This is a genomic window from uncultured Agrobacterium sp. (assembly GCA_913777615.1).
Taxonomy (GTDB): Bacteria; Pseudomonadota; Alphaproteobacteria; order Rhizobiales; family Rhizobiaceae; genus Agrobacterium.
Window position 1 is genome coordinate 136,160 of record CAJYTK010000001.1, and the last position, 25,189, is coordinate 161,348.

At 59.0% G+C, this 25,189-nt stretch carries 28 protein-coding genes and 1 other RNA gene; 7 read left to right on the forward strand and 22 right to left on the reverse strand.

All coding sequences use genetic code 11. From position 1 onward, the window contains the following. Positions 1 to 46: 46 nt before the first annotated feature. The 14 genes from QZ862_RS00695 to ruvC form a co-directional block, all read right to left on the reverse strand. Positions 47 to 1,231, reverse strand: coding sequence for a hypothetical protein (locus QZ862_RS00695; protein WP_296020611.1), 1,185 nt, complete (start codon positions 1,229 to 1,231; stop codon positions 47 to 49). A gap of 8 nt (positions 1,232 to 1,239) precedes the next feature. Beyond that, a complete protein-coding gene (gene tolR, locus QZ862_RS00700; protein WP_062427953.1) occupies positions 1,240 to 1,701 on the reverse strand; it encodes a protein TolR in 462 nt (153 codons plus the stop codon). Positions 1,702 to 1,735: 34 nt separating this feature from the next. Next, a complete protein-coding gene (tolQ, locus tag QZ862_RS00705; protein ID WP_296020583.1) occupies positions 1,736 to 2,455 on the reverse strand; it encodes a protein TolQ in 720 nt (239 codons plus the stop codon). Between the two features lie 264 nt (positions 2,456 to 2,719). Then, positions 2,720 to 3,160, reverse strand: coding sequence for a tol-pal system-associated acyl-CoA thioesterase (gene ybgC, locus QZ862_RS00710; protein ID WP_296096814.1), 441 nt, complete (start codon positions 3,158 to 3,160; stop codon positions 2,720 to 2,722). Continuing rightward, a complete protein-coding gene (locus QZ862_RS00715; protein WP_296096817.1) occupies positions 3,157 to 3,681 on the reverse strand; it encodes an NUDIX domain-containing protein in 525 nt (174 codons plus the stop codon). The genes ybgC and QZ862_RS00715 overlap by 4 nt, the downstream gene beginning before the upstream one ends. Continuing rightward, positions 3,678 to 4,190 (reverse strand): NUDIX hydrolase, encoded by a 513-nt coding sequence (locus QZ862_RS00720; protein ID WP_296096821.1) that lies wholly within the window; start codon positions 4,188 to 4,190, stop codon positions 3,678 to 3,680. The genes QZ862_RS00715 and QZ862_RS00720 overlap by 4 nt, the downstream gene beginning before the upstream one ends. 15 nt (positions 4,191 to 4,205) lie before the next feature. Next, the gene (locus QZ862_RS00725) at positions 4,206 to 4,772 is read right to left on the reverse strand and encodes a DinB family protein (protein ID WP_296096823.1); all 567 of its coding nucleotides are present in this window, start codon (positions 4,770 to 4,772) and stop codon (positions 4,206 to 4,208) included. Positions 4,773 to 4,858: 86 nt separating this feature from the next. Then, complete coding sequence (locus QZ862_RS00730) at positions 4,859 to 5,077, reverse strand: DUF2945 domain-containing protein (RefSeq protein ID WP_296020594.1); 219 nt, start codon at positions 5,075 to 5,077, stop codon at positions 4,859 to 4,861. 54 nt (positions 5,078 to 5,131) lie between these two features. Next, positions 5,132 to 6,025 carry a metallophosphoesterase gene (locus tag QZ862_RS00735; protein WP_296096826.1) on the reverse strand — a complete coding sequence of 298 codons (894 nt, stop codon included), beginning with the start codon at positions 6,023 to 6,025 and terminating at the stop codon, positions 5,132 to 5,134. Positions 6,026 to 6,027: 2 nt separating this feature from the next. Next, the gene (gene ruvB, locus QZ862_RS00740) at positions 6,028 to 7,068 is read right to left on the reverse strand and encodes a Holliday junction branch migration DNA helicase RuvB (protein WP_062598848.1); all 1,041 of its coding nucleotides are present in this window, start codon (positions 7,066 to 7,068) and stop codon (positions 6,028 to 6,030) included. Continuing rightward, complete coding sequence (locus QZ862_RS00745; RefSeq protein ID WP_296096829.1) at positions 7,065 to 7,469, reverse strand: type II toxin-antitoxin system VapC family toxin; 405 nt, start codon at positions 7,467 to 7,469, stop codon at positions 7,065 to 7,067. The genes ruvB and QZ862_RS00745 overlap by 4 nt, the downstream gene beginning before the upstream one ends. Next, positions 7,466 to 7,747 carry an AbrB/MazE/SpoVT family DNA-binding domain-containing protein gene (locus QZ862_RS00750; protein WP_296078588.1) on the reverse strand — a complete coding sequence of 94 codons (282 nt, stop codon included), beginning with the start codon at positions 7,745 to 7,747 and terminating at the stop codon, positions 7,466 to 7,468. Before QZ862_RS00750 ends, QZ862_RS00745 begins: the two co-directional genes overlap by 4 nt. Positions 7,748 to 7,822: 75 nt before the next feature. Further along, positions 7,823 to 8,440, reverse strand: coding sequence for a Holliday junction branch migration protein RuvA (gene ruvA, locus QZ862_RS00755; RefSeq protein WP_111849624.1), 618 nt, complete (start codon positions 8,438 to 8,440; stop codon positions 7,823 to 7,825). 50 nt (positions 8,441 to 8,490) lie between these two features. Next, the gene (ruvC, locus tag QZ862_RS00760) at positions 8,491 to 9,003 is read right to left on the reverse strand and encodes a crossover junction endodeoxyribonuclease RuvC (protein ID WP_296096834.1); all 513 of its coding nucleotides are present in this window, start codon (positions 9,001 to 9,003) and stop codon (positions 8,491 to 8,493) included. A gap of 212 nt (positions 9,004 to 9,215) precedes the next feature. On the opposite strand from ruvC, the gene QZ862_RS00765 reads away from it, so the two are divergent. Continuing rightward, positions 9,216 to 10,217 (forward strand): LLM class flavin-dependent oxidoreductase, encoded by a 1,002-nt coding sequence (locus tag QZ862_RS00765; protein ID WP_296096836.1) that lies wholly within the window; start codon positions 9,216 to 9,218, stop codon positions 10,215 to 10,217. Positions 10,218 to 10,349: 132 nt separating this feature from the next. Here the strand turns inward: QZ862_RS00765 and QZ862_RS00770 are convergent, their stop codons facing one another. After that, positions 10,350 to 11,096 (reverse strand): YebC/PmpR family DNA-binding transcriptional regulator, encoded by a 747-nt coding sequence (locus tag QZ862_RS00770; protein WP_296096839.1) that lies wholly within the window; start codon positions 11,094 to 11,096, stop codon positions 10,350 to 10,352. Between the two features lie 204 nt (positions 11,097 to 11,300). Here QZ862_RS00770 and QZ862_RS00775 point away from each other — a divergent pair, with 204 nt between their 5' ends. Beyond that, on the forward strand, positions 11,301 to 11,804 hold the full coding sequence (locus QZ862_RS00775) for a pyridoxamine 5'-phosphate oxidase family protein (RefSeq protein WP_296016580.1): 504 nt from the start codon (positions 11,301 to 11,303) through the stop codon (positions 11,802 to 11,804). Positions 11,805 to 11,906: 102 nt separating this feature from the next. Here the strand turns inward: QZ862_RS00775 and QZ862_RS00780 are convergent, their stop codons facing one another. The 7 genes from QZ862_RS00780 to QZ862_RS00810 all read right to left on the reverse strand — a co-directional run bounded on the left by QZ862_RS00780 (position 11,907) and on the right by QZ862_RS00810 (position 16,725). After that, positions 11,907 to 12,746: an MBL fold metallo-hydrolase gene (locus QZ862_RS00780; protein WP_296096842.1), complete on the reverse strand. Its 840-nt coding sequence runs from the start codon at positions 12,744 to 12,746 to the stop codon at positions 11,907 to 11,909. Positions 12,747 to 12,863: 117 nt separating this feature from the next. Continuing rightward, entirely contained in the window at positions 12,864 to 13,688 is an 825-nt protein-coding gene (locus QZ862_RS00785; RefSeq protein WP_296016576.1) for a TIGR00282 family metallophosphoesterase, read from the reverse strand. After that, entirely contained in the window at positions 13,685 to 14,281 is a 597-nt protein-coding gene (locus QZ862_RS00790) for a 5-formyltetrahydrofolate cyclo-ligase (protein ID WP_296083000.1), read from the reverse strand. Before QZ862_RS00790 ends, QZ862_RS00785 begins: the two co-directional genes overlap by 4 nt. After that, positions 14,281 to 15,543 carry a hemolysin family protein gene (locus tag QZ862_RS00795; protein WP_363315090.1) on the reverse strand — a complete coding sequence of 421 codons (1,263 nt, stop codon included), beginning with the start codon at positions 15,541 to 15,543 and terminating at the stop codon, positions 14,281 to 14,283. Before QZ862_RS00795 ends, QZ862_RS00790 begins: the two co-directional genes overlap by 1 nt. A gap of 278 nt (positions 15,544 to 15,821) precedes the next feature. After that, positions 15,822 to 15,979: non-coding RNA, 6S RNA (ssrS, locus tag QZ862_RS00800), on the reverse strand. Between the two features lie 82 nt (positions 15,980 to 16,061). Continuing rightward, a complete protein-coding gene (locus QZ862_RS00805; protein WP_062427933.1) occupies positions 16,062 to 16,439 on the reverse strand; it encodes a cell division protein ZapA in 378 nt (125 codons plus the stop codon). A 13-nt stretch (positions 16,440 to 16,452) separates the two neighbouring features. Beyond that, a complete protein-coding gene (locus QZ862_RS00810; protein ID WP_296016568.1) occupies positions 16,453 to 16,725 on the reverse strand; it encodes a DUF4164 domain-containing protein in 273 nt (90 codons plus the stop codon). 365 nt (positions 16,726 to 17,090) lie between these two features. Between QZ862_RS00810 and tkt the strand changes: the two genes are divergently transcribed. The 5 genes from tkt to QZ862_RS00835 all read left to right on the forward strand — a co-directional run bounded on the left by tkt (position 17,091) and on the right by QZ862_RS00835 (position 24,983). Beyond that, entirely contained in the window at positions 17,091 to 19,073 is a 1,983-nt protein-coding gene (tkt, locus tag QZ862_RS00815; RefSeq protein ID WP_296016566.1) for a transketolase, read from the forward strand. Between the two features lie 139 nt (positions 19,074 to 19,212). After that, entirely contained in the window at positions 19,213 to 20,223 is a 1,011-nt protein-coding gene (gene gap, locus QZ862_RS00820) for a type I glyceraldehyde-3-phosphate dehydrogenase (RefSeq protein ID WP_296016563.1), read from the forward strand. 194 nt (positions 20,224 to 20,417) lie between these two features. Beyond that, positions 20,418 to 22,235: a potassium/proton antiporter gene (locus tag QZ862_RS00825; RefSeq protein WP_296096844.1), complete on the forward strand. Its 1,818-nt coding sequence runs from the start codon at positions 20,418 to 20,420 to the stop codon at positions 22,233 to 22,235. 101 nt (positions 22,236 to 22,336) lie between these two features. After that, positions 22,337 to 23,539, forward strand: coding sequence for a phosphoglycerate kinase (locus QZ862_RS00830; RefSeq protein WP_296016560.1), 1,203 nt, complete (start codon positions 22,337 to 22,339; stop codon positions 23,537 to 23,539). Positions 23,540 to 23,957: 418 nt separating this feature from the next. Further along, positions 23,958 to 24,983: a class I fructose-bisphosphate aldolase gene (locus QZ862_RS00835; RefSeq protein WP_296096847.1), complete on the forward strand. Its 1,026-nt coding sequence runs from the start codon at positions 23,958 to 23,960 to the stop codon at positions 24,981 to 24,983. Positions 24,984 to 25,189: the final 206 nt, after the last annotated feature.

Consider the following 25,189-nt stretch of genomic DNA (forward strand, 5'->3'; position numbering starts at 1 on the left):
TTGCACTTTGATCGGAATAGGGATGTGACAGTTTCAACGTCCTGCCTCACACACCGAAATCGTCCGGCGTGAATGTCAGCAACAACGTGTTCCATCCTTTTTCACCATCGTATTTATCCGCTGGGAGATTGGTAAATGGCGCGGATCTCATGACAGCGCGGACCGCACTGCCCTCCACCGCACGGCGCGTGCCTTCCGGCCCGCCGGTTGCGGAAACCTCAGGCCGCCCGACAATCGCGCCCGACCGATCGAGCTGGACACGCACTTCGACGACCACCTGCGCGACATCCGTCAGACCGGCGACCATCGACCAGTTCTTGGAAATCTGCCCGCGAAGGGCATCCATCTCGCTGGCACTCAAACCCGTGCCGATCGTCTTCTTGCCGCCAAGCGCCGCCGTCTGGGTTGAGCGCTTCGCGCCGCCGCCGGATGGCGCCTGCTTGTTGAGAAGCGCTGAAATCTCGTCGGCGTTGAATTCGCTCTGCTGAGTTGCGGCAGCTTTGGCGGTTTCCTGCTTGCGATCAGCCACCTTCTTGTCAGAAGGCTTTTCATTGGCCTTGGCCTGATCGCTCTTCTTCTCGGTGGGTTTTTCCGCAGGCTTCTGCTCAGCCGGTTTCTGGGCCTCGGGCTTTGGCGGCTCGGGCTTCTGTTCCGGCGGCTGCGGGCGCGCATTCGGGCGCGGCACATTCTGCGGCACGGCAATTTCCGCCGGTTCCTGGCTCTGCGGTGGCGGCTCTTCAGCCTTTTGTTCGGCTGGCTTTGGCTCGGCAGGCTTCGGCGGTGGCGTGATTTCCGGTTTTGGCATGGGAAGTGCCGCCATCTCCTGCGGCTTCGGCGCGGTCTCTTCCTTTACGATGTCCTTGACGTCGTTCGGGTTGGTATCGACGACCGGCGCCGGTTGCTCCTGCTTGGGCGGAGCGGCGGCAGCGACATTGTTGTTCGGCTTTTCAGTCGGCGTGGGCGGCGCATCGAGATCGGCGCTGTTGTTGCCGATATTTTGCGCGTTAGGTACGGTGTCAGGACGCGTGGTCGGCACCGGCGCGGATTTCTCCGCCTTCGGCGCCTTCTTGTCACCCTGTTGAATCTGCGTCATTTCCTCGACGGACACGAGTTCTACAGGCATCGACTCGGCCTGAGACACCTCGAGCGGTGCCGGCGAGCCCAGGGACACAAGGGCAAAGGCCAGCAGCGAGGCGTGCACAATCGCAGATGTGGTGATGCTGCCCTTCATCGCGGTCGTCAATTATCCTGTTTCTGTTGCGTTACGAGGCCGATATTCTTGAAGCCGGCACCCTGGATACGTGCCATCACATCCGCGACAACGCCGTAGGCGGCGACAGAATCGGCACGCACGAAGACGCGCTCATTGTATCCGGTGGTGGCAATCGCCTTCAGCTTGTCGGCCACTTCCGCCGCTTCGATCGGCGTTTCCTGCAAATGGATCTGGCCATTGGCATTGACCGAAATGGTGATCGGCTGCGTTTCCGAATTGAGAGCAGACGCAGAGGTCTGCGGCAGATCGACCGGAACGCCGACCGTCATCATCGGTGCTGCCACCATGAAGATGATCAGCAGCACGAGCATGACGTCCACGAGCGGTGTCACGTTGATTTCGCTGATCGCACCGCCGCCACGGCGACCGCGTCCACGGCCGCGACGACCACCCGAACCACCACCGCTTCCGCCTGCTGACATACCCATCGCGTTTTACTCCACTGGCTTTCGGCGTTGCGTCTTACTGCGCGGCCTGACGCGTCTGCAGCTTCTCGTCGATCTGGCGAGACAGGATCGCGGAAAACTCGTCGGCAAAACCTTCCATCCGTGCGGAAAGCTTGTGCGCATCGCCCATAAACTTGTTATAGGCCATGACGGCCGGAATAGCGGCCACGAGGCCGATCGCCGTTGCCAGAAGCGCTTCGGCAATACCGGGCGCGACGACCGCAAGGTTGGTAGATTTCGAACCGGCAATTGCCTGGAACGAGGTCATGATACCGACGACCGTACCGAAAAGACCGATGAACGGACCCGCAGAACCGATCGTTGCCAGCGAGCCGAGACGCGCCTCGAACTGCTCAGCTTCGCGTGCCATCGTCACATCCATGGCCCTATCGATACGCATCTGCAGACCGATCGGCGAACGCGCGCCGCGCTCGAAGGACTTCTTCCATTCGCGCATGGCGGCCACGAAGATTGCCGCGAGACCGCCATTCTGGCGCTCGGCCAGCGTGCGATACAGCTCTTCAAGCGACTGGCCGGACCAGAACACCTGTTCGAACTGATCGAACTGACGTCGTGCCTTGGTGAAGCTCATATATTTGTCGATGACGATGGCCCACGTCCAAACCGAGGCGGCCAGGAGGCCGATCATCACCAGCTTGACGATGAGTCCAGCCTGCATGAACAGCGCCCAAAGACTCACATCATGCGTTGCCGCTGCCAAACCTGCCTGTTCCATAAATATTCCAATCCCCGAATCCAAACGCCCGGTGCATGACCGGGCGATTCAAACACGCATCAATGCGTTAAGCGTCGCGGTTAAGATCCGCCAGCCCGTCGCCTTTGCCCCGATAACTGCCAGTACGCCTTACTCGCCGCTAAATTTGGTAAAAGGAAGGCGTATAACCCACAAATACCGGGCGTTTCAGTAAGACTACATTATGGTTAAGGGAGTGTTACGAAACATGGGGCCAAGAGCGGGTTTTCTGTCCCGCGCTCCGGTTTACTTCAAAAACTTCTCCGCAATGGTGTCCGGAAGGCGTCTTGGTCTTCCTTTGCCATTGATGACGGCGATGATCACTTTTGCCGCGATCAGCATGGTCTCGCCACGGCGGATTTCCTGGTTCAGTATCATTTTCGCCCCACCCGCCTTTTCGGTGATGGTAGTGATGGTCAGCACATCATCCATCCGTGCCGGGCTTTTGAAGTCGATCTCCATACGATGAACCACGAAGACCAGTCCTTCCTCATCCGCCGTCAAAAGCGCACTCTGCTCGCAACCGAGGCAGCGCAGATAATCGGTGCGTCCGCGCTCGAGGAAATGCAGATAGCGGGCGTGATAGACGAGACCGGAGAAATCCGTGTCCTCGTAATAGACCCGCTGCACCAGCCGATGGCCGTGTTCGATCAATTCTCCTGATAGGGAAACGGTAATGTCAGTCATTCTTGAGTCCTGGGTTGATTGCCTTCACGCACGATCACATGCTGATGTCGCGTGGGCAGAGTCTCGATGCTGTCGGCAATGAAGACGGGTCGCAGATCGTTCTGTCTCAGGGCCTTGGCCGTTGCCGGCAACCAGCAGAATTCCACCTCGGCCTCGCCATCGGCGACGCGGTGAATGATATCGCTCTCACGAAATGGGAAGGATTCATCGAGACGGATCTGATAATAAAAGGCCATTTCATGCGCCTGATAATCGCCGTAGGCGAAGAAGTTCTCCGCCGACCAGACGAGGCGTTCGATACTCGCCTTCACGTGAAGCTCTTCTTCAATCTCGCGCAGGATTGTCTCTTCCGTGCTTTCGCCGATTTCGGCCCGCCCACCCGGTAGCGACCAGTAACGGTCGGTCACACTGCGGTTCACCAGAAGATAGCCTTGGTGAAAGATCAGCGCAGCCACGCGAAAACTGAAGAGCTGCGGCTTGTGGTCCAGCCGGATCATATGGCGCGATTGGGAAGTGCTCATTTGTCGTCCAGATTGCCGTCGTCCCACACCACATGGCGGGTGGATGGGGGCAAGTTTTCGATCTCTCCGGCAATGAAATAGGGCGGGATGTCGAGTGCCGTCAACGCCTCTGTCGTAGCCTTCGCCCAGCGAAACTCCAGCGCATTCTTGCCGTCCTGGACGCGGTGGATGATCTTCTCCTCATCGAAGGGAAAGCTCGCAGGCAGATCCATCAAATAATAGAAGCCAAGCTCGTGCCAGTCCCGACCCTCGTAATGAAAGAAGTTCTCCACCACCCAGAGAAGCCGCCCGACCGAAACCTCGGCACCCAGTTCTTCCACCATCTCGCGCGCCAGCGTCTCTTCCGATCGCTCGCCCATTTCCGCCCTTCCGCCCGGAAAGGTCCAGAATTTTTCGTGGGTGGCGCGGTGGACCAGCACATGGCTGTTGCGAAAGGCGATACCGGCAACGCGCATCTGAAAGAGGCGCTTCGGCTTGAATTTTATACGAATACGGGTGTCTTCAACCATCAGGCATCCAATAAATTAAACAGGAAACATCAAATCAGTTTCCGTCCATCCTAATGCCTGCAATTCGGTTTTGCGAACAGGAGCATCGTCTCCAACGAGAAATTCATCGAGCTGTGGGGGCTTAAGCCGAGTGCCGGACAGCATTGCATGAACCTGGCCGCGATGATGCGTCTGGTGCTGGAAGAGATGGGAGAGAATATCGTCGCAACGATCCTGCTGCACCCGCGCACCGCGATAAACGTGAACCGTTGCGAAGAGCATCTCTCCGTCCAGACCATCGACGAAGGATATCAAATCCATATCGAGGGCAGCTTGCACCTGCGCCAATGTCTCCATATCGGTGTAGGGCTCGCTGACGTCGAAGACCTTGGGACCCAACGAGCCGCCCTTCATCGCATCGAGATAGAACATGTCCACCAGATAGATGTGATTGAGGGTCTCACGGATCGTCGGAAAGAAGCTGGTGCGTGGAGCGACCAGTTCCTCTGCCGTCAGTTGCAGGCACGCTTGGTGCAGGCGAAGATTGGCAAGCCTGTTGTTGCGCGCCAGCTTTTTGAAAACCCGTGTCGGATCATACGTCATCTCGTCACTCCTCTCGCATATAAGTCATGAAGCCCGACGCGATCAGCGCATCGGCCTCCATTTGACGAGCGACGGCGATCTGCGACTCAACTCGCCTTATCAAGCTCCGAATGGCTCTTCAGTACTTTGCCGCCATCGTCCTGCTCGATCAGATAGGCCGGCTCGTCCTTGCTTGCCTTGCGCTTGATCGTCGAGCCGTCGATCTTGCGCTCGACATCCTCGGTGAAGCTCTCGGCCACCTTGCCCTCGCCCTTGCCATTGCCCCACTTCCAGCTGACCTTGGTGCCTTTGCGATACGTCGTCATGCAGCTTCTCCCATTGAAAGAACGGGAAAGGGCGGTGGTGGCGGTCTGGTTCCGTCAGCCGACGAGATCGATCACCACGATTTCCGGTGGTGACAGGAAGCGGATCGGCGCGCCCGAACAACCAAGACCGCCAGACACGATCAGATGACGACTGTTTTCCACCTTGTGACCATAGGCATAACGTTCGCCGTAAATGGAGGGAACGACGGGCCGCCAACCGAACAGATTGACCTGCCCGCCATGGGTATGGCCGGACAATGTCAGAGACACACGCTCCGGCACTGTCGGGAAAATATCCGGCTCATGCGCCATCATAATGATCGGCGCATCATCGGTAACCTGCTCCAGCGTCCCGGGAAGATCGTCAAGGCCCGCGACCTCGCCGCGTTCGCGATAGGCCCACTGATCCTCAAGTCCGGCAATCCAGAAGGGATGCTCCTCGGATCCGGTGCGGATAGCGGTGTTGGAATGGACGGTTATGCCGACGGCCCGCAACGCCCGGTGCGAAACCGTTTCCTTCAGCCGAAGCCTCTGCGCCTCAGGGTCCTGCGCCCAGTCGTGATTGCCGCACACGGCGTGTACGCCATAGGGTGCCCGCAAGGCAGACAACGCGTTGGCCCATTGCGCTGGCGGGACGATATCTGTGATGAAGCGCTGCATGCCGGTGACATAGTCCCCAAGCAGCAGGATGATATCGCCGCCAAGCGTATTGGCATGGTTGCAAATGCGAGAGATCCGCTCTGGCGACATCCATGGTTCGCAGGCATGCAGATCGGCGATCACGACAATACGCAGGCTTTGCCCCGTCGGCCAATTCGGCGGCGTGATGCGGTAGCGTGTGGTCGCAAGCCGCAACAGTGGCTCTACCCCACCTGCGTAAGCTCCAAGCGAAAAGAAGCCAGCGCTGGCAGTCGCGGCCATTTTAAGAAGCGCACGGCGCGTGATCAAATTTACTCGTCCTCGAGAGAAAGGCGAAACTGCGCCGCTTCGAGATCCTTAGGCGGCTGCATACCGAGATGCTTCCACGCCGTCGCGGTCAAAATACGGCCACGCGGTGTTCTCTGAATAAATCCCTGCTGAATCATATAGGGCTCGATGATATCCTCGATCGCATCGCGCGGCTCCGAAAGCCCAGCAGCAATCGTCTCGATGCCCACCGGCCCGCCGCCGAAATTCACTGCGATCATCGTCAGATAGCGCATGTCCAGCTGATCGAGACCCATATTATCCACCAGAAGCCGCGTCAGAGCCTGATCGGCAATCTCCCGTGTCACAGCTTCGGCGCGGGCCACTTCGGCAAAGTCGCGCACGCGGCGCAACAAGCGCCCGGCAATACGCGGCGTTCCACGCGCGCGCCGCGCAACTTCGCGCGCACCCTCATCCGTCATCGGCAGCCCCATCAACCGCGCACCGCGTCGCACGATCAGTTCAAGCTCATCCACCGTGTAAAAAGACAGGCGCACCGGAATGCCGAAACGGTCGCGAAGCGGGGTGGTCAAAAGACCAAGGCGTGTGGTGGCGGCAACGAGGGTAAACTTGGACAGATCGATCTTCACCGAGCGCGCCGCCGGACCCTCTCCGATGATCAGGTCCAGCTGAAAGTCTTCCATGGCGGGATAGAGGATTTCCTCCACCGCCGGGCTCAGCCGATGGATTTCGTCGATGAACAGAACGTCACGCTCTTCAAGGTTCGTCAGCAGCGCGGCGAGATCGCCAGCTTTCGCGATGACAGGACCGGAGGTGGACTTGAAGTTGACGCCAAGCTCCTTCGCCATGATCTGCGCCAGCGTCGTCTTGCCAAGACCGGGCGGGCCGACGAAGAGCACATGGTCCAGCGCCTCGCCACGGTTCTTCGCCGCTTCGATGAAGATCTTCAGATTGGCGCGCGCCTCCGCCTGGCCGGTAAAATCATCCAGCGTCTGCGGGCGCAGCGTGGTGTCGATATCCTCGCCGCGTTTCTCAGAAGAAATCAGCCGTGCAGCCTCACTCATGTCAAAAGTTCCATTCCAGGTATTTTCCGCGCTGTCTTGATGTCGAAGGTGTAAATGGTTTTGCAGCCTTCGCCGAGCGACTGACACGCGATAAGCGCGTCCGTGAAGTCGGCATTATGGCGCTCAACCAGACGGACGGCTTTGACGACCTTATCGTGTCCTTCAACGACCAAACCCCTTGTGTGCAGCAACTTGCGAATGGCCAAGCTGATCTGTCGTCGATCGAAACCGTATTGTGACTTCAAAGCCCAACTGAGCTCGATCAGAGTGAGAAGCGTTACGAAGACAGTGTAGTCGCGGCCAATCCCTGCTCCGAAACGCAGTGCTGCTTCCCGTTGGTCTGGTTCATCATCAACGAAAAGACGAAGAACGACGTTCGTATCCACGCCATACACTATCATGCAGCGGCATCCGCCTGATCATCATCGGTATCGACGACGCTATGGCCTGCAGCCTTGCTGACGGTCTCGTCTATTTCTTCCAAGGTGGCACGGCCCTTGGGAGGCTTACCTAAAAGGCCAGCGAGATCATTGAAATCAATATTCTTTGGCGTCAGCACCACTTCGCCATCAATGATGGAGTAGACGACCTGATCACCGGGGCGAAGGTTGAGCGCTTCACGCATGTCTTTAGGCAACGTTACCTGCCCCTTTGACGAAACAACGACTTCCCATCCCATGATACGCACCCGTAAGAAAAAACATCATATGGCGGAAATATTATCATTCATCCGCCAAAAATACAAATATCAGATCTACCGTGAAAGCTCCTTCAAGCCCAGTCGGATCAGCTTGGCGCTGTCTCCACCCTCCCCGCCATTCTTCAAGGCGGCCGCCACGGCGTTGGCAGCCTGATCGCGCGAATAGCCGAGATTGGTCAAAGCCGAGACGGCATCGGCGACCGGCGCAGGCGCCGCCCCTTCGCCGATCTCCTGCTTGAGCCCGATGGCACCTGCCGCCTCTCCGGCAAAAGCAGGCGCTTTGTTGCGCAGCTCGGTGACGATGCGGATCGCGACCTTAGGCCCGACGCCTGGAGCACGGGACACGACCGCTTTGTCCTGCAACGCGATGGCGTTTGCGAGTTCGGATGGCGAGAGCGTCGACAGCACGGCAAGCGCCACCTTGGAGCCCACACCCTGCACGCTTTGCAGCAGGTTGAACCACTCGCGTTCCAGAGCACTCATGAAGCCGAACAGCTTCAACTGGTCCTCGCGCACATAGGTCTCGATGAACAGCACGACCGCCTCGCCGGCAGAGCCAAGCCGCGACAGCGTGCGTGCCGAGCAATGCGCCACATAGCAAACGCCATGAACGTCAACGAGAACGTAGTCGTCGCCGATTTCTTCTATGGTGCCTTTGAGTTTGCCGATCATCGTCGCGTCCGTGATGTTTGAGAGAGAGCTTAAAGCCGAAAAGAGTCTGCCTAGCCGGCGGCGAGAATGCGGCGCATCCGGTCGCCACCGCGGTTATGTGCATGACAGATGGCGATCGCCAGCGCATCGGCGGCATCGTTGCCCTTGAACTCGGCCTTCGGCATCAGGATTTTCAGCATCATGTGGATCTGCTGCTTTTCCCCGTGGCCGACCCCGATCACCGCCTTCTTGACCGCATTCGGTGCATATTCGGAAACATGAAGACCTGCGCGCGCAGGAACGAGCATGGCGATGCCACGCGCCTGTCCGAGCTTCAGCGTCGCCACAGCATCCTTGTTGACAAAGGTCTGTTCAACAGCTGCTTCATCCGGCTGATAGGAATGCACGACCTCCGCCAGCCCGTCATGCAACTGGCAAAGGCGCGACGCGAGGTCCATCTCGGCATCGGACATCACAGTGCCGGAGGCAACGAAACGCAGGCTGTTGCCAATCGTTTCGATGACGCCCCAGCCGGTACGCCTTAGGCCCGGATCAATGCCGATAATTCGAATCGCGTTTTGCATGTGTCAAACCCTATCCTGTGGGCTTGAAACCTGCCAGCCATAAGTGAACAAAACAAAAACATTCAATGATAAAAGCTCGACTGGAGCCACGCCGTACGCGTCATCAGCCCGTCAGTTTTTTTGAACCATGGATCAATTCGCTGCGACGACTATGGCAAATGCGACACTTCGCATTACATTTCCTTACAAAGAAATGCCGCAAGGAGCATGCCATGATTCCCTTTTCCATTCTCGATCTCTCGCCGATTGGCGACGGAGAGAACGCAAGCAAGGCGCTCGATAATTCCCGCCGCATGGCCATCAAGGCGGAAGAGAACGGTTACGAGCGTTTCTGGCTTGCCGAGCATCACGGCATGCCAGGCATCGCCAGCGCCGCCACGTCCATTGTCATTGCCCATGTGGGTGCCGCGACCTCTCGGATCCGCGTCGGCTCGGGTGGCGTCATGCTGCCGAACCATTCGCCGCTCGTGATTGCCGAACAGTTCGGCACGCTTGCAGCATTGCTGCCGGGGCGTGTCGATCTCGGCCTCGGTCGCGCACCGGGAACGGATATGCGCACGGCGCGTGCGCTTCGCCGCAATCTCGACGCTGGAGCGGAAAACTTCCCGCATGACATCGTTGAGCTTCAACGCTATCTCGGCTCCCCCGAGACGGACCAGGCAATCCTTGCCGTGCCGGGCGTCAATTCCAACGTGCCGATCTGGCTTCTGGGCTCAAGCATCTACAGCGCCCATCTCGCCGCAGCGCTGGGCCTGCCCTATTCCTTCGCCTCGCATTTCGCTCCGGACATGCTGATGGATGCGATTGCCATCTACCGCGAGCGCTTCCAGCCATCCGCGACGTTATCGGAGCCTTACATGATGGTCGGCATCATGGGGGTCGGCGCGGATACGGACGAGGAGGCGCGCCACCTGTTCACCTCGGCGCAGCAGCAATTCGTCAATTTGCGCAAGAATGTCCGCACGCCCTTCCCGCGGGCGGTGGACAGCATGGACGGTTACTGGAACGACATGGAGCGGATCACGGTGGAACACACGCTACGCTACGCCGCCGTCGGTTCGCACGCGACCATCGATCGCAAGCTTCAGCAGTTCCTGGGCGAGACCGGCGCAGACGAATTGATCGTCTCCATGCCGATCCACGACATCAACAAGCGGCTGGGGTCGGTTGAAGTTTTCGCCGAGGTGCGCGAAGGCGTGAAGAAGGCGGCTTGAGCCGACTGTGCGCTGACACGCCTCTACCACTGTCACCATTGAAAATGAAAAAGGCCGGAGCAAATCCGGCCTTTGTGCTTTTGATCTGTCGCTTTCGATTGCCGTCCTGACATTGGACGGAGCCAGAGAGTGTCAAGCGGACAGCTTCGCCATGACTTCTTCGGACACTTCGAAGTTCGAATAGACGTTCTGCACGTCGTCATCGTCTTCAAGGTTGTCGATAAGCTTCATCAACGACTGGGCCTTTTCCTCATCCACCGGAACGGTGTTCTGCGGACGCCAGACTGCCTTGACGCTGTCAGCTTCGCCAAGCGTCGCTTCGAGCGCCTTGGAAACTTCATTGATGTCTTCGAAGCCGCAGATGATCGTGTGGCCTTCTTCGCCGCTTTCGACATCTTCGGCACCGGCTTCGATTGCCGCTTCCATCACCTTGTCAGCATTGCCAACGGATGCCTTGTAGGTAATTTCGCCGACGCGGTCGAAGGAGAAGGACACCGAACCGGTTTCGCCAAGTGCGCCACCAGCTTTGGTGAAGATCGAGCGGATGTTGGAAGCCGTGCGGTTGCGGTTGTCCGTCAGCGCCTCGACGATGACTGCCGTGCCACCAGGACCGTAGCCTTCATAGCGCACAGAATCGTAGTTTTCCGCATCCGCGCCCGAAGCCTTCTTGATGGCGCGGTCGATATTGTCCTTCGGCATTGACTGCGCCTTGGCGTTCTGCACAGCCAGGCGAAGAGCAGCGTTCATGGTCGGGTCCGGAAGACCGGACTTGGCTGCAACGGTGATTTCACGGGCAAGCTTGGAGAACATCTTCGAACGGATCGAATCCTGTTTCCCCTTGCGATGCATGATGTTCTTGAACTGTGAATGGCCAGCCATGGCACCCCTGATCGGATCGTTTGTTTGGATTGGGGGCCTTATAAGGGCGATATGGCGGCTGTTCAAGCCCGTAAGCCCTTCTTCTCGCCTCTCAATAGCAGCACGACAAGGAACAGAAATCGTCGCCCGCCGTTCTGATGACAGGTGGCGCGGTCACGACAGGATCGTAGCCGACACGAACAGGAACCGGAAGGAGATCAGTGAATGGTAAGCCTGACTGAAGCACGCGAACAACCCGCCCGTCAGCTTTGGGACGAGATCAATTCCGTCCATGCGGGCATGCTGGGCCTGGAAGGTCTCCACAGCCACATGCAGCCCATGGCGCCGCATGCGGACCCGAAGACCAACACCATCTGGTTCTTCTCCAAGCGGGATACCGATCTCGTCCAGTCGCTGAAGTCCGGTTCGCGTGCCCATTTCTGCGTTATCGGCAAGGATCACGACTACCACGCCTGCCTGTCGGGCAAGCTGGAAGTCCGTGACGATAAGACCAAGCTCGAGGAATACTGGAACTCCGTTACCGCCGCCTGGTACGAACACGGCAAGAGCGACCCGCAACTGGTGATGCTGGCACTGCATGTCGATGACGCCGACATCTGGGCCTCCACCGACAGCACGCTGAAATTCGGCTGGGAAATCGCGAAAGCCAATATGTCGGACGAAAAAATGCCGGATGTCGGCGTTCGACAGCACCTGACCTTCGCCTGATCCGATCGTCGACTGACGACCGCAAGCGCCGTGCATCTCTGGGATGCGCGGCGCTTTTGCATAGGCGTGGCCGTTGCACCGATCGGTCGTGGCTGACGTTTGCTACATGCCTTGCGGCACGAGTATTTGCGGCTGGCGGGGAAGGTTTCGCATCGATACCCGGATTATCGGGTCACTGGCATAGGCGATCTTGAACTGAGGTCCGAAGGCCACGAGAAACCGCTCCAGAGCGCTCGGCTGGTGCATCGGCAAAATGAGCGCGGAGCGCAACCGCTTGACGATGCGGCTCATGCTGTCCGCCCCCATCGTCAGCCCGCCGTCGACCGGCACCATCAGCACATCCAGCCGGCCGATTTCCGCATATTGCGTTTCCGTCAACTCGTAATGCAGATGCCCGAGGTGGCCGATGCAGAGCCCGGCCACTTCAAAGATGAAGATCGAATTGCCGTCCTTGGTCAGCAGACCACCGCCACCCCAGCGGTTGCGAATATCCGAGGTCACATTGCGAATATAGACATCGCCCACTTCCAGCTTGTGAACGGCCTTTTCACCCGGCACATCGCTCCAGCCATGCAGCACATGTTTGATCTCAGGCTCCGGCAAGAGCGTGTAATGGGTGGTGTGCGCATTGTTCATGGTCGCTACTGTCGGCATGACCGGCGGGCGGTAGACGCCGTTATAGTCGGTGGCAATCACCACACCTTCGGGTGACTCGATCGTATAGGTGGAATGGCCGATATACTGGATCTTCACCTCTTCCCGGTCGCTGAGCTCAGCCTTCGTGATATCGGATGGCTTGAAGCTGGCGAAAGTGACCTTGGGAAGCGCCTGCGCAATCGCCTGGCACTGGCTGACGGGAGGGCGATCGGGAGGTTCCTGCGCGGCAACCGAGGCGGCGCTGAACAATATGGCGATCAATGCAGGCATGGATATGCGACGCATGGCACCACTCCCCTGAAAGGCGAATGCAGGGAAGGATGCGGCAAGGATGAGGGTTCGTCTAGCTGTTAGCGGTAGGTTGCGCTCACATTGTTGTCATTGCGGGGTGGACGCAAACACTCAAGCCCAAAACGCCGGAACAGTCTCCGCCAGCCTTGGCCCAATTCGCAAGGGCGCGATCTTCTCCGCCAAGCCGGTGCTATCGGAAATCTCCACCCCAACGCCGCACAGCGTCGCAGGACCGCTTGCCGCCTCGAAACGGCCCTTCGGCATTTTCGAGATAAACCGGTTGATCGGCTCTTCCTTCTCCATGCCGAGCGAGGAATCGTAATCGCCGCACATGCCGGCGTCCGACATATAGGCGGTTCCGCCGTTCAGGATCTGAGCATCCGCCGTCGGCACATGGGTGTGCGTGCCAACCACGAAGCTGGCGCGGCCATCGACGAAATGGCCGAAACATTGTTTTTCGCTCGTGGCCTCGGCGTGAAAATCGAAGATGATCGCATCCGCCTGCTCTTTCAGCGGGCAGGCTGCGAGAATGCTCTCGGCGGAGCTAAAGGGATCGTCCAACTCAGGATGCATGAAGACGCGGCCCATGATGTTGGCGACCAGCACACGCGCGCCATTGCGGGCATAAAAGAGGCCCGATCCCTTGCCGGGGGTACCCTTCGGATAGTTGGCTGGCCTCAGGAACTGGTCGTGCCGCTCACAGAAGGAAACGGCCTCTTTCTGGTCCCAGACATGGTTGCCGGTGGTCACCACATCAGCCCCGGCATTGATGGTTTCCAGATAGATGTCTTCGGTAATGCCGAAACCGCCAGCGGCATTCTCGCCATTGACGATGACGAAATCCAGTTTCAGGTCGGAGATCAGTCCCGGCAGTTTCTCCCAGACGGTCGTGCGTCCAGTCTTGCCCACCATATCCCCGAGAAAAAGTAGTCTCATGCCCCTGCCCTGCCAGTGAAATGCCGCATGCCGCTTTCGGTCAAAATCGCGTCCAGCGCGACGTCATGCGCTTCTGCCGGCACTGATGGCACTTCCTGGCAGTCGAATGCAATGCCTATCAGCAAGGGTTCCAGGCCTTTTGCATGTAGGCGCGCAATGGCGCGGTCGTAATGCCCTGCCCCATAGCCGATACGCTGGCCGCGACCATCGAAGACCGAGAGAGGCACAAGCAGGATATCCGGGTCCAAGACCGACGCATTCTCATCCGGCCCCTTGGTGCCAAAGCCGGTCTTTACCAGTTCTGCATCTCGAACGAATTCACGAAAGACGATGGTCTCGCGGTCAAGCATCACCGGCAGGCAAAGTGTGGCGCCCTTGTCGCGCAAAGCTTCCATCAGCGGCCGGGTGTCTGCTTCGGAACGGATGGGCATGAAGCCTGAGATCACAGTCCCGGCAGAAAAAGACAATGCCGCCACAGCTTTTTCAGCCATGGCGGCGCTTTTTTCACTCCGCTCTTCAACAGAAAGAGCGTCCCGCAGGGCGAGACGCTCAAGACGCAATTGCGCTTTTGTAAGCGAAGCAGCGTTGCTCATTAAGCGGCCCGGCTGACAAGGACCTTGTCGATACGGTGACCATCAAGATCGATGACCTCGAAGCGCCAGCCGTTGCGCGTGATGTGCTCGCCAAGTTCCGGTAAGCGGCGGAATTCGTCCAGCACCAAACCGGCAACCGTTTCGAACTCGGCATCCTCATCGATCTGGAAGCCCATGCGATCGGCAAATTCGTCCGCCGCCATCCAGCCGGCCACGAGGAAGCTGCCGTCTTCACGCTGCACCATCGCAGGCTCTTCATCGTCCTCCTCCTGGAAGGCGCCGGTGATGGCCTCCAGAATATCGCCGGAGCTGATGATGCCTTCGAAATGACCATACTCGTCGTAAACAAGAACCATATGCACCGTGGAACGGCGCAGCGACTGGATCACATCGACAGCGCTTGTGAGGTCGGACACGACCGGCACTTCGCGCAGCAACTCGCGAATGTTGAGCTCCTTGCCGGAAGCCAGCGCATCGAAAGCATCCTTGGCGAAAAGCACGCCGAGAATTTCGTCGGAGGCGCCATTGCGCACCGGAAGGCGCGACCGCTGCGTGCCGCGAAGCTGCTCGCGTATTTCCTCCGCCGTGTCCTCGATATCGACGACTTCCACATCGCGGCGCGGGGTCATGAGGCCTCTGGCGTTACGGTCGGCAAGACGCATAACGCCGGTGATCATCGCCGACTCCTCGGTCTCGATCACGCCGGCGCTGTGCGCTTCCGCCAGAACCGTGCGGATTTCGTCATCGGTAACAGAAGCGTTTGATTCACCGCTGTGCCCGAGAATAGCCAGCACGATCTTGCCCGACTTATCGAGAAGCCAGACGACCGGCGCGCCAATCTTGGACAGGAACACCATGGCGGGAGCGACGCGGGCGGCGACCTTTTCAGCGTCGCGTAGCGCGATCTGCTTTGGCACCAGCTCGCCGACGATTAGCGACAGATAGGTAATGGCAACGACCACGACGCCGACGCCAAGCGCATCGGCGGCACGGTCCGGCACGCCTTGCTCGATGAGCCAGGCTGTGAAGCGAGTACCGAGTGTAGCGCCAGAGAAGGCACCGGAAAGAATGCCGACCAGCGTAATGCCGATCTGCACGGTGGACAAAAACCGTCCGGGATTTTCAGAAAGATTGAGCGCCATTGTGGCGCCCTTGCTGCCTTGAGCGGCCAGCACTTTAAGCCTCGCCGGTCTGGAAGAGACGACAGCAAGTTCGGACATGGCGAGCACCCCGTTCAGTACGGTGAGCAGGACCACGATCATAATTTCAGTAAACAAGTTTAGCTCTTTGGGCTGTTGAACGGCACGTCGCGGTTGCAACCGCATTCGCCTTTAGGACAGGCTGAACGGACATACCAATCCGAATAATAAAGAATTGTTCCATCAATGCAATGACAACATCGTGCCACTGCAAAGCTTTCATCATGAAACCAATAAAATAATCATGGGCGTCGCCCTTCACGCAAAAGGGCGCGATTTAAAACCGATGGTTTGTTGCAACGCCGTCAAACGGGCGAAGCCGCATAGGCTAAAATGATAAAGTGCGTCCGCGACGACCGATGGATGTTTACGATCCTGGGTGCCTACAAACGTAGGTGGGCACCGTGTGTCCAGCCCCACGAGGCTGGCCAGGGACAGCTCCCTTTGGATCGAGTATGGCCCCAGGGATTGTGGTTCCTGTCGAGAAGCGCAGAACGCACGCTCTATATATGATGGATCGTTACGTTTCGAAAGAGGCTACCGAAGACAATCTTGATCGCAGCCGATACGCAGCAACAGGTTTAATTCACCGAAGGCTTCGGCCTCTCCACCAGCTTTTCGGTGATTCCGTTCAGCCGCATGGCAAGATCGGAAATGGCAAGCACGATCTGCTCATCCGCCTTCGCCTTGCTCTCGGCCATGCCGTCGCGGTTCTGCTGCAGGGAGGCCACCTGGTTTTCCAGGGCTTCGATCTTGCGCGACAGTTCTGACATTTCGTCGGTGATCATGATGCCTGCCATGACGGTCAGTCTCAGATCGCCGATTTCGCCGAACTGGCTTTTGAGATGGCCGACATAGCGGTCGAAACGCGCGGCGAGATCGGTCAGATGGTCTTCCTGCCCGGCTTCGCATGCCATGCGGTAGGCTTTTCCGTCGATCATCACGGTGACTTGAGCCATGGGCCGTCTCCTCTTATCTGTCCAGCACGGCGCGGATGGTTTCCATGGCAGTGACCAGACGGCGCGAAACCTCGCGGTTCACCTCTTCCAGCCGGTTGGCGCGAAACTGCGACTGGTCAAGCTCTTGCGCAAGGCGGGCGCGATCAACATGGACGCGCTTGACTTCACTCTCCACCTCTGCGCTTTCGCGCTGGCGCTCGAGACGCACATCCAGGGCGTTTTCAAGGCTGGTGATTGCGGAGCTGAGCTCCGACAGCGCAACATGTATGGTCTTTTCCGCCGTCATCGTTTCTTCCAAACCGCATAAGCGGCAAGCCCGAATCGTTGCCGCCCGATGTCACTCAAGGCCAGCACACGATATTACCCGTTTTGAGCCCGCGTCAATCAAACCAATACATTCAAGCACTTTGCGCTGTGGATGAATGCGGCTTGGCAACGATCTCGTGACGCCACCCTGCCTGATTATGGCCACAGCTTGAGAGGAAGATCGACCGAACGCACATGAGGCGGATGCGAAACGATTTTTGTTGCCGATCGAACCGCAACAAAGGCTGGATTTGTTGACAGAGCCGCCCCACCTGATATGGATCAACCCGCTTTTTGGATAGTCAGACCGACTATCTCCTTTCACCCGGAACAGACGGAAAAGCCATGATTTCTCGCGACAAACACGACCGGATGGCCAATGCAATCCGATTTCTTGCCATGGATGCTGTGGAGAAGGCCAATTCCGGCCACCCCGGCCTGCCGATGGGAGCAGCGGATGTCGCCACCGTTCTCTTTACCCGCTACCTGAAATTCGATCCCAAGGCGCCACATTGGCCAGACCGCGACCGCTTCGTGCTGTCTGCCGGCCACGGCTCCATGCTGCTCTACTCGTGCCTGTATCTGACGGGCTACGAGGACATGACGATCGACGAGATCAAGCGCTTCCGCCAGCTCGGCTCCAAGACCGCCGGCCACCCGGAATATGGTCACGCCACCGGCATCGAAACCACCACCGGCCCACTCGGCCAGGGCATTGCCAATGCTGTGGGCATGGCGATTGCCGAGCGTAAGCTCGAAGAAGAATTCGGCTCCGATCTGCAGAGCCATTATACCTATGTGCTGTGCGGCGACGGCTGCCTGATGGAAGGCATCAGCCATGAGGCGATCGCGCTTGCCGGCCATCTGCGTCTGAACAAGCTTGTGCTCTTCTGGGACAACAACAACATCACCATTGACGGTGAAGTCGGCCTGTCCGACTCCACCAACCAGATCGAACGCTTCAAGGCAGTTCACTGGCATACGATCGAAATCGACGGCCACGATCCGGAAGCGATTGCCGCGGCCATCGAAGAAGCCCATAAGTCCGACCGTCCGACCTTCATCGCTGCCAAGACCACCATCGGCTTTGGCGCGCCGAACAAGGCTGGTACCCACAAGGTTCACGGTTCGCCGCTCGGCGCGGAAGAGATTGCCGCAACCCGCAAGCACCTGAACTGGGAATCGGAAGCCTTCGTCATTCCGCAAGACGTGCTGGACGCATGGCGTCTGTCCGGTCTGCGCTCGACCAAGACGCGTCAGGAGTGGGAAGCGCGCCTGGAAGCGGCTGACGCTGAGAAGAAGGCCGAGTTCAAGCGCCGTTTTGCTGGCGACCTGCCCGGCAACTTCGATAGCGCCATCGATGCCTTCAAGAAAAAGGTTGCCGCAAACAACCCGACGGTCGCCACCCGCAAGGCATCCGAAGACACGCTCGAAGTCATCAACGGCGTTGTGCCGGAAACGCTGGGCGGCTCCGCCGACCTGACGCCGTCCAACAACACCAAGACCAGCCAGATGGTGTCGATCACGCCGACGGACTTCTCCGGACGTTACATGCATTACGGCATCCGCGAACACGGAATGGCCGCTGCCATGAATGGTATCGCGCTGCATGGCGGTCTGATCCCTTACTCCGGCGGCTTCATGATCTTCTCGGACTATTGCCGTCCGTCGATCCGTCTTGCCGCTCTGATGGGCATCCGCGTGGTTCACGTTCTGACCCATGACTCGATCGGCGTTGGCGAAGATGGCCCGACCCACCAGCCGGTGGAACAGGTTGCAGCGCTGCGCGCCATTCCGAACCTTCTGGTCTTCCGCCCTGCGGACGAGACAGAAACCGCAGAAGCCTGGCAGCTTGCCTTGCATGAGAAGCATCGCCCCTCCGCACTGGCGCTGACCCGTCAGAACCTGACGCCAGCCCGCAAGGACTATGAGGAAAAGAATCTCGTGGCCTACGGCGCCTACGAACTGGTTTCGGCAAGCGATGCCAAGGTTGCGATCTTTGCCTCCGGTTCGGAAGTCGAGCTGGCTCTGAAGGCCGCTGCCACTCTGAAGGACAAGGGCGTCTCTACCCGCGTCGTTTCCGTTCCCTGCTTTGAACTCTTCAAGGAGCAGCCGGAGACCTACCGCCAGGCCATCATCGGCAACGCGCCAGTCAAGATCGCCGTCGAAGCAGCAGTTCGCCAGGGCTGGGATTACTTCATCGGCAATGACGGCGCTTTCGTCGGCATGCAGTCCTTCGGTGCCTCCGCGCCGGCCAAGGACCTGTTCCAGCATTTCGGCATCACTGCAGAAGCGGTTGTCGCCGCAGCCGAAGAGAAGCTCGGCTGATCCCTCTGGCCGGAGGACAAGGCGTGCTGCACGCCTGACCTTCGGCCCGACTGCCGCCAGCGGTGGGAAGTCCCAAGTTTTGCCATCGCCTCCACATGCCATTCCATCCAGACGTAAATTATTGATCGGGAGACTGTAAATGACTGTAAAAGTAGCCATTAACGGCTTCGGCCGTATCGGCCGTAACGTCCTTCGCGCCATCGTTGAGTCCGGCCGCACCGATATCGAAGTCGTTGCCATCAACGACCTCGGCCCAGTCGAGACCAACGCGCATCTCTTGCGTTACGACTCCATCCACGGCAAGTTCCCGGCGGATGTGAAGGTCGAAGGCGACTCGATCATCGTTGGTGGCGGCAAGCCGATCAAAGTGACCGCCGTTCGCGATCCAGCAACCCTGCCGCATGGCGAACTCGGCGTCGATATCGCGCTGGAATGCACCGGCATCTTCACCGCCCGCGACAAGGCTGCCGCGCACCTGACCGCTGGCGCAAAGCGCGTCATCGTTTCGGCGCCTGCTGACGGTGCCGACCTGACGGTCGTTTTCGGCGTCAACCACGACCAGCTGACGAAGGATCACCTCGTCATCTCCAACGCATCCTGCACCACCAACTGCCTGGTGCCGGTCGTCAAGGTTCTCGATGACCTCGTTGGCATCGACCATGGCTTCATGACCACGATCCACTCCTACACGGGCGACCAGCCGACACTGGACACCATGCACAAGGATCTGTACCGCGCCCGCGCCGCAGCCCTTTCCATGATCCCGACCTCGACCGGTGCTGCCAAGGCCGTCGGCCTCGTCATGCCGCATCTCAAGGGCAAGCTGGACGGCACGTCCATCCGCGTTCCGACCCCGAACGTTTCGGTCGTCGACTTCAAGTTCGTCGCCAAGAGAGAAACCTCCGTCGCTGAAATCAACGACGCCATCAAGGCTGCGTCGAACGGCGCACTGAAGGGCGTTCTCGGCTACACCGACGAGCCACTGGTCAGCCGTGACTTCAACCACGACAGCCACTCCTCGATCTTCGCTACCGACCAGACCAAGGTCATGGAAGGCAACTTCGTGCGCGTTCTGTCCTGGTACGACAACGAGTGGGGCTTCTCCAACCGCATGTCCGACACGGCAGTGGCTTTCGCCAAGACCATCTAAGCTGGCATCAAGCCAACGGATCACAGAACCGGCGGGAGCAATCCTGCCGGTTTTTTCATGGGCACGAAGCCAGCGCTCGTGCTTCGCCTTGCTCTGGTCCATTTTGGCACTGAACAATCGCTGACAAGATTCGGCATCAGCAGATGTGGCACTGCGCGCCGGATCCACGCGTGCGGGTGTAAGAGGTTAGGGCATTGGAATCATTTTATCTCTTGCTGCTGGTTGCCACCGTCCTCGTTCTTGCGGCCGCTTTCTCCAGCCTGATTGCTTATCGCTTCGGCGCGCCACTGCTGTTGCTATTCCTGATGATCGGTCTTGTCGCAGGAAAGGATGGCATCGGCATAGAGTTCACCAACAGCGCGGTGGCCTATATGCTGGGCTCTCTGGTGCTGGCAGTCATTCTCTTCGATTCCGGGTTCAGTACGCCTTTACAGACATTCCGGCTCTCATCACGACCGGCCGTGACACTCGCGACGCTTGGCGTGGTGCTGACCGCCGTGTTCTTTGCCGGTGCAGCCGCCCTGCTCCTCGGCCTTTCCTGGCTCGAAGGCCTGCTGCTTGGCTCCATCGTGGCATCCACAGATGCCGCAGCCGTTTTCTTCCTGCTGCGCATCGGCGGCATTCATATCCGCGATCAGGTACGCTCGACGCTTGAGGTTGAATCCGGCACCAACGACCCCATGGCGATCTTTCTCACCATCGCTTTGGTAGAGGTGGTGAGCCGTGGCAAGGGGCTCGCCGGCTTCGACAGCGGTTTCATCCTGATGTTCTTCAAGGAAATGGGCCTTGGCCTGATCTTTGGCATTCTTGGCGGCCTGATGATCGTCAACGTCGTCAACCGCTTCACCATGGATCGCGGGCTCGCACCCATCCTTGTCCTGGCGCTGGCGCTTCTCGTCTTCTCCTTTACCGGCGCGCTGCATGGAAGTGGCTTTCTCGCCGTTTATGTCGCGGGCATCGTTGCGGGCAACCGCAAGATTTTCGCCAAGGGCGCGATCCGTCGCTTCCATGAGGGGATGACCTGGCTGGCGCAGATCATCATGTTCCTGATGCTCGGTCTGCTGGCCACACCCTCGCAGTTTCCGGCCATCATCCTGCCCGCCGTCCTGCTCGCCCTCTTCCTCATCTTCATCGCCAGGCCCCTTGCAGTGTGGCTGAGCCTGATGCCGTTCAACTACACCCAGCAGGAAACAAGCTTCGTCGCCTGGGTCGGTCTTCGTGGTGCGGTTTCCATTCTGCTGGCGCTGCTGCCGACGCTCGGCGGGCTGAACAATGCCGAGATCTACTTCAACGCCGCCTTCATCATCGTGCTCGTCTCACTTCTGCTGCAGGGTTGGACCATCAAGCCCGTCGCAACCCGCCTTGGCCTCGTCGTGCCGCCCCGTATGGGCGAGGTGGACAAGCTGGAAGTGGATCTACCGGGCACGGCCACCCACGAGCTTATCTCTTACCGCGTGGCCAAGGGCAGCGCCATTCTGCAGGGCGAGCGCATTCCCCGCTGGGCGATGCCGTCTCTGGTGGTGCGCGATGGCAAGTCCATCCGTTATCAATATGCAGGAAGGCTCCGGGAAAACGATCTGGTCTATATTTTCGTCATGCCAAGCTATGCACGGCTTCTGGACCGGCTCTTTGCCAGCGCGAAGCCCGTGACCAAAGACGACGAGGATCTTTTCGGCACCTTCTCCATTGCGCCGCAACGTCCGGCCAAAGAGCTGGACGCCTCCTATGGACCCGGCCTGATTACCGCGCAGGAACAGTCCCTCACCGTGGGCGAGCTCATCGAAGCCCGCCTTGGCGGAAAGGCCGAATATGCCGACCGTATCCGCCTTGGCTCGCTGATCCTGATCGTTCGGGATCTTGATGAAACACACGCCATTTCCAGTATCGGCATCTCGCTCGAGCCAGTCGCGCCCGCCACCACACTGCCGATCTTCATCAGCCTCAAAGACATCATCCACCGCGCCCGCGAACACCGTCGGGAAAAGCGCAAAGCCCGCCTGAACACGAAGTGAAAGCGCGTCATTGCATCGTGACGAAAACGCCTTGCACAGCCGGTCAGGCATAGTATGGTCGCGCCCGAAATATTGTTTGAACACCAGGACAGGATCGATCTATGCCCGCCTTCAAGACCCTTGACGACCTCACCGACATCTCCGGAAAGCGTGTTCTCGTCCGCGTCGATCTCAACGTGCCGGTCGCGGACGGCAAGGTAACGGACACGACCCGCCTCGAGCGCGTTGCTCCGACCATTCTCGAACTGTCCGAAAAGGGTGCCAAGGTCATTCTGCTTGCTCATTTCGGCCGTCCGAAAGGTGAGCCTGTCGCGGACATGTCCCTGTCCCTGATCGCACCGGCATTGGAAGAGGTTCTCGACCATAGCGTGCTCTTTGCCAGCGATTCCATCGGTGAAGCCTCAGCAGATGCGATTGCCAAGATGAATGATGGCGATATCCTGCTTCTGGAAAACACCCGTTTCCACAAGGGCGAGGAAAAGAACGATCCGGCCTTTACCGCAGAACTCGCCAAGAACGGCGATATCTACGTCAACGACGCCTTCTCCGCCGCCCACCGCGCCCATGCCTCCACTGAGGGTCTTGCCCGCCATCTGCCGGCCTATGCTGGCCGCACCATGCAGGCCGAACTCGAAGCGCTGGAAAAGGGCCTCGGCGCCCCTGCCCGCCCGGTCGTTGCCATCGTCGGCGGCGCGAAGGTCTCCACCAAGATCGATCTGCTTATGAACCTCGTCAAGAAGGTCGACGCGCTGGTGATCGGCGGCGGCATGGCCAACACGTTCCTCGCTGCCCGCGGTACCCAGGTCGGCAAGTCGCTTTGCGAGCATGATCTCGCCGAAACCGCAAAGCAGATCATGATCGAAGCAGCGACCGCTGGCTGCGCCATCGTGCTGCCGGATGACGGCGTGGTTGCCCGCGAGTTCAAGGCCAATGCCGCCAACGAAGTCGTCGATATCAACGCCATCCCCGAAGACGCCATGATGCTGGATGTCGGCCCGAAGTCGGTCGAAGCCATCAACGGCTGGATTTCGCGCGCTGAAACGCTTGTCTGGAACGGCCCGCTCGGCGCCTTCGAAATCGAACCGTTCGACACGGCAACGGTTGCCGCAGCACGGCACGCCGCCGAATGCACCAAGTCCGGCAAGCTCGTCTCCGTCGCAGGCGGCGGTGATACGGTCGCAGCACTCAACCACGCCGGTGTGGCGGAAGACTTCACCTATATCTCGACGGCTGGCGGCGCCTTCCTCGAATGGATGGAAGGCAAGGTGCTTCCAGGCGTCGCCATTCTGCAAGAGCAGAAGTAAACGGCGCTTCGCCCCCTAGACACTCCTTGCCAACGCCGCAACCGGCGTTGGCTCTTGGCTTAGGGCAGGACGGTACCTCCCTTACCACGCCTTCGACTGGCATGATCCGAGAGTGCAGCCACGGCGCATCTCCTTCTACGGACGCCGATACATCGGCATGACGCCCAGCAAGACGCCAAGAGCCTGTAGAACATGCAGAGCGCCTTCCTTGGACCGCTGCACTTCTTCCTCTCCCGCAGATGACGGTGGAACCAAAAGCCAAAAAAAAACGTCTTCTCAGTCTGCAATTTCACAGCTCAACCACGCCCGTAAAACATTCAAACGATTGAATATTCTTCGGTCGCTTCCGTAGGCGAAGACCGCCATCTTTCTGCCTCCGTCTGGTACTCGGGTATGGTCATACACAGGGAGAATGGAAATGACTGAACGTCTGGAAGACATTGCCTTGAAGATGATGTCGAGCGGCAAGGGACTGCTGGCGGCCGATGAGTCCACCGGCACCATCAAGAAGCGTTTCGATACCATCGGCCTGGAATCCACCGAAACGAGCCGTCGTGACTATCGCGAGATGCTGTTTCGCACAGATGCTGCGATGACCAAATGCATCTCCGGCGTCATCCTCTACGAAGAGACGCTGTTCCAGAAGGCAGCCGATGGGACACCCTTAGTCGATATCATAAAGGCGGCAGGCGCCATTCCCGGCATCAAGGTGGATAAGGGCGCAAAACCGCAGGCCTTTTTCCCCGGCGAGACTGTGACCGAAGGCCTGGATGGCCTGGCGGACCGCCTGAAGACCTATTACGACGCCGGTGCGCGCTTTGCCAAATGGCGCGGCGTCATCAATATCGGCGATGGGCTTCCGACCTGGGGATCGATCAAAGCGGATTCGCAGGCGCTGGCCCGCTATGCAGCACTTTGCCAGCAGGCCGGTATCGTGCCGATCGTCGAGCCGGAAGTGCTGATGGATGGCAAACCGGGCACGCACAGTATCGATCGCTGCGCCGAGGTAACGGAATGGGTGCTGCGCACCGTCTTCACCGATCTCTATGATGCCCGCGTTAATCTGGAAGGCATGATCCTGAAACCCAATATGGTGATCGATGGCAAGAACGCCCGCAAGGCAAGCGTCGAAGAGGTCTCGGAAAAGACCGTGAAGGTGCTGAAGGCCACCGTGCCATCCGCAGTCCCTGGCATCGCCTTCCTATCCGGCGGCCAAACCTCGGAGGAAGCCACCGCCCACCTCTCGGCGATCAATGCCGGGTATGATCTGCCATGGTCCGTCACCTTCTCCTATGGCCGCGCGCTACAGGAAACCGCACTTCACGCTTGGGGCGGCAAGGCTGAAAACGTTGCCGCCGGCCAACGCGCCTTCCGCCATCGCGCCGAGATGAATTCTCTGGCGGCCCTTGGAGACTGGAAGCAGGAGCTGGAGAACGCGGCATGACGTCCGAGCACAATACTCAATGCAGGCCGCCCCACCGGGCGGCTTTTTTGCGGCACCCTTTTCCCACTCTCTTCAAATTTCGCACCGCCCGTCGCACTATGCGCCATAACAAGCCCGTCACCGTCCCGACAGCAACCCGACAGTCGGGCGGATGACGTGGTGTCCGGCGGCGGTTTGCGTGAATGTTGGCCTCGTCGAACCTTGGA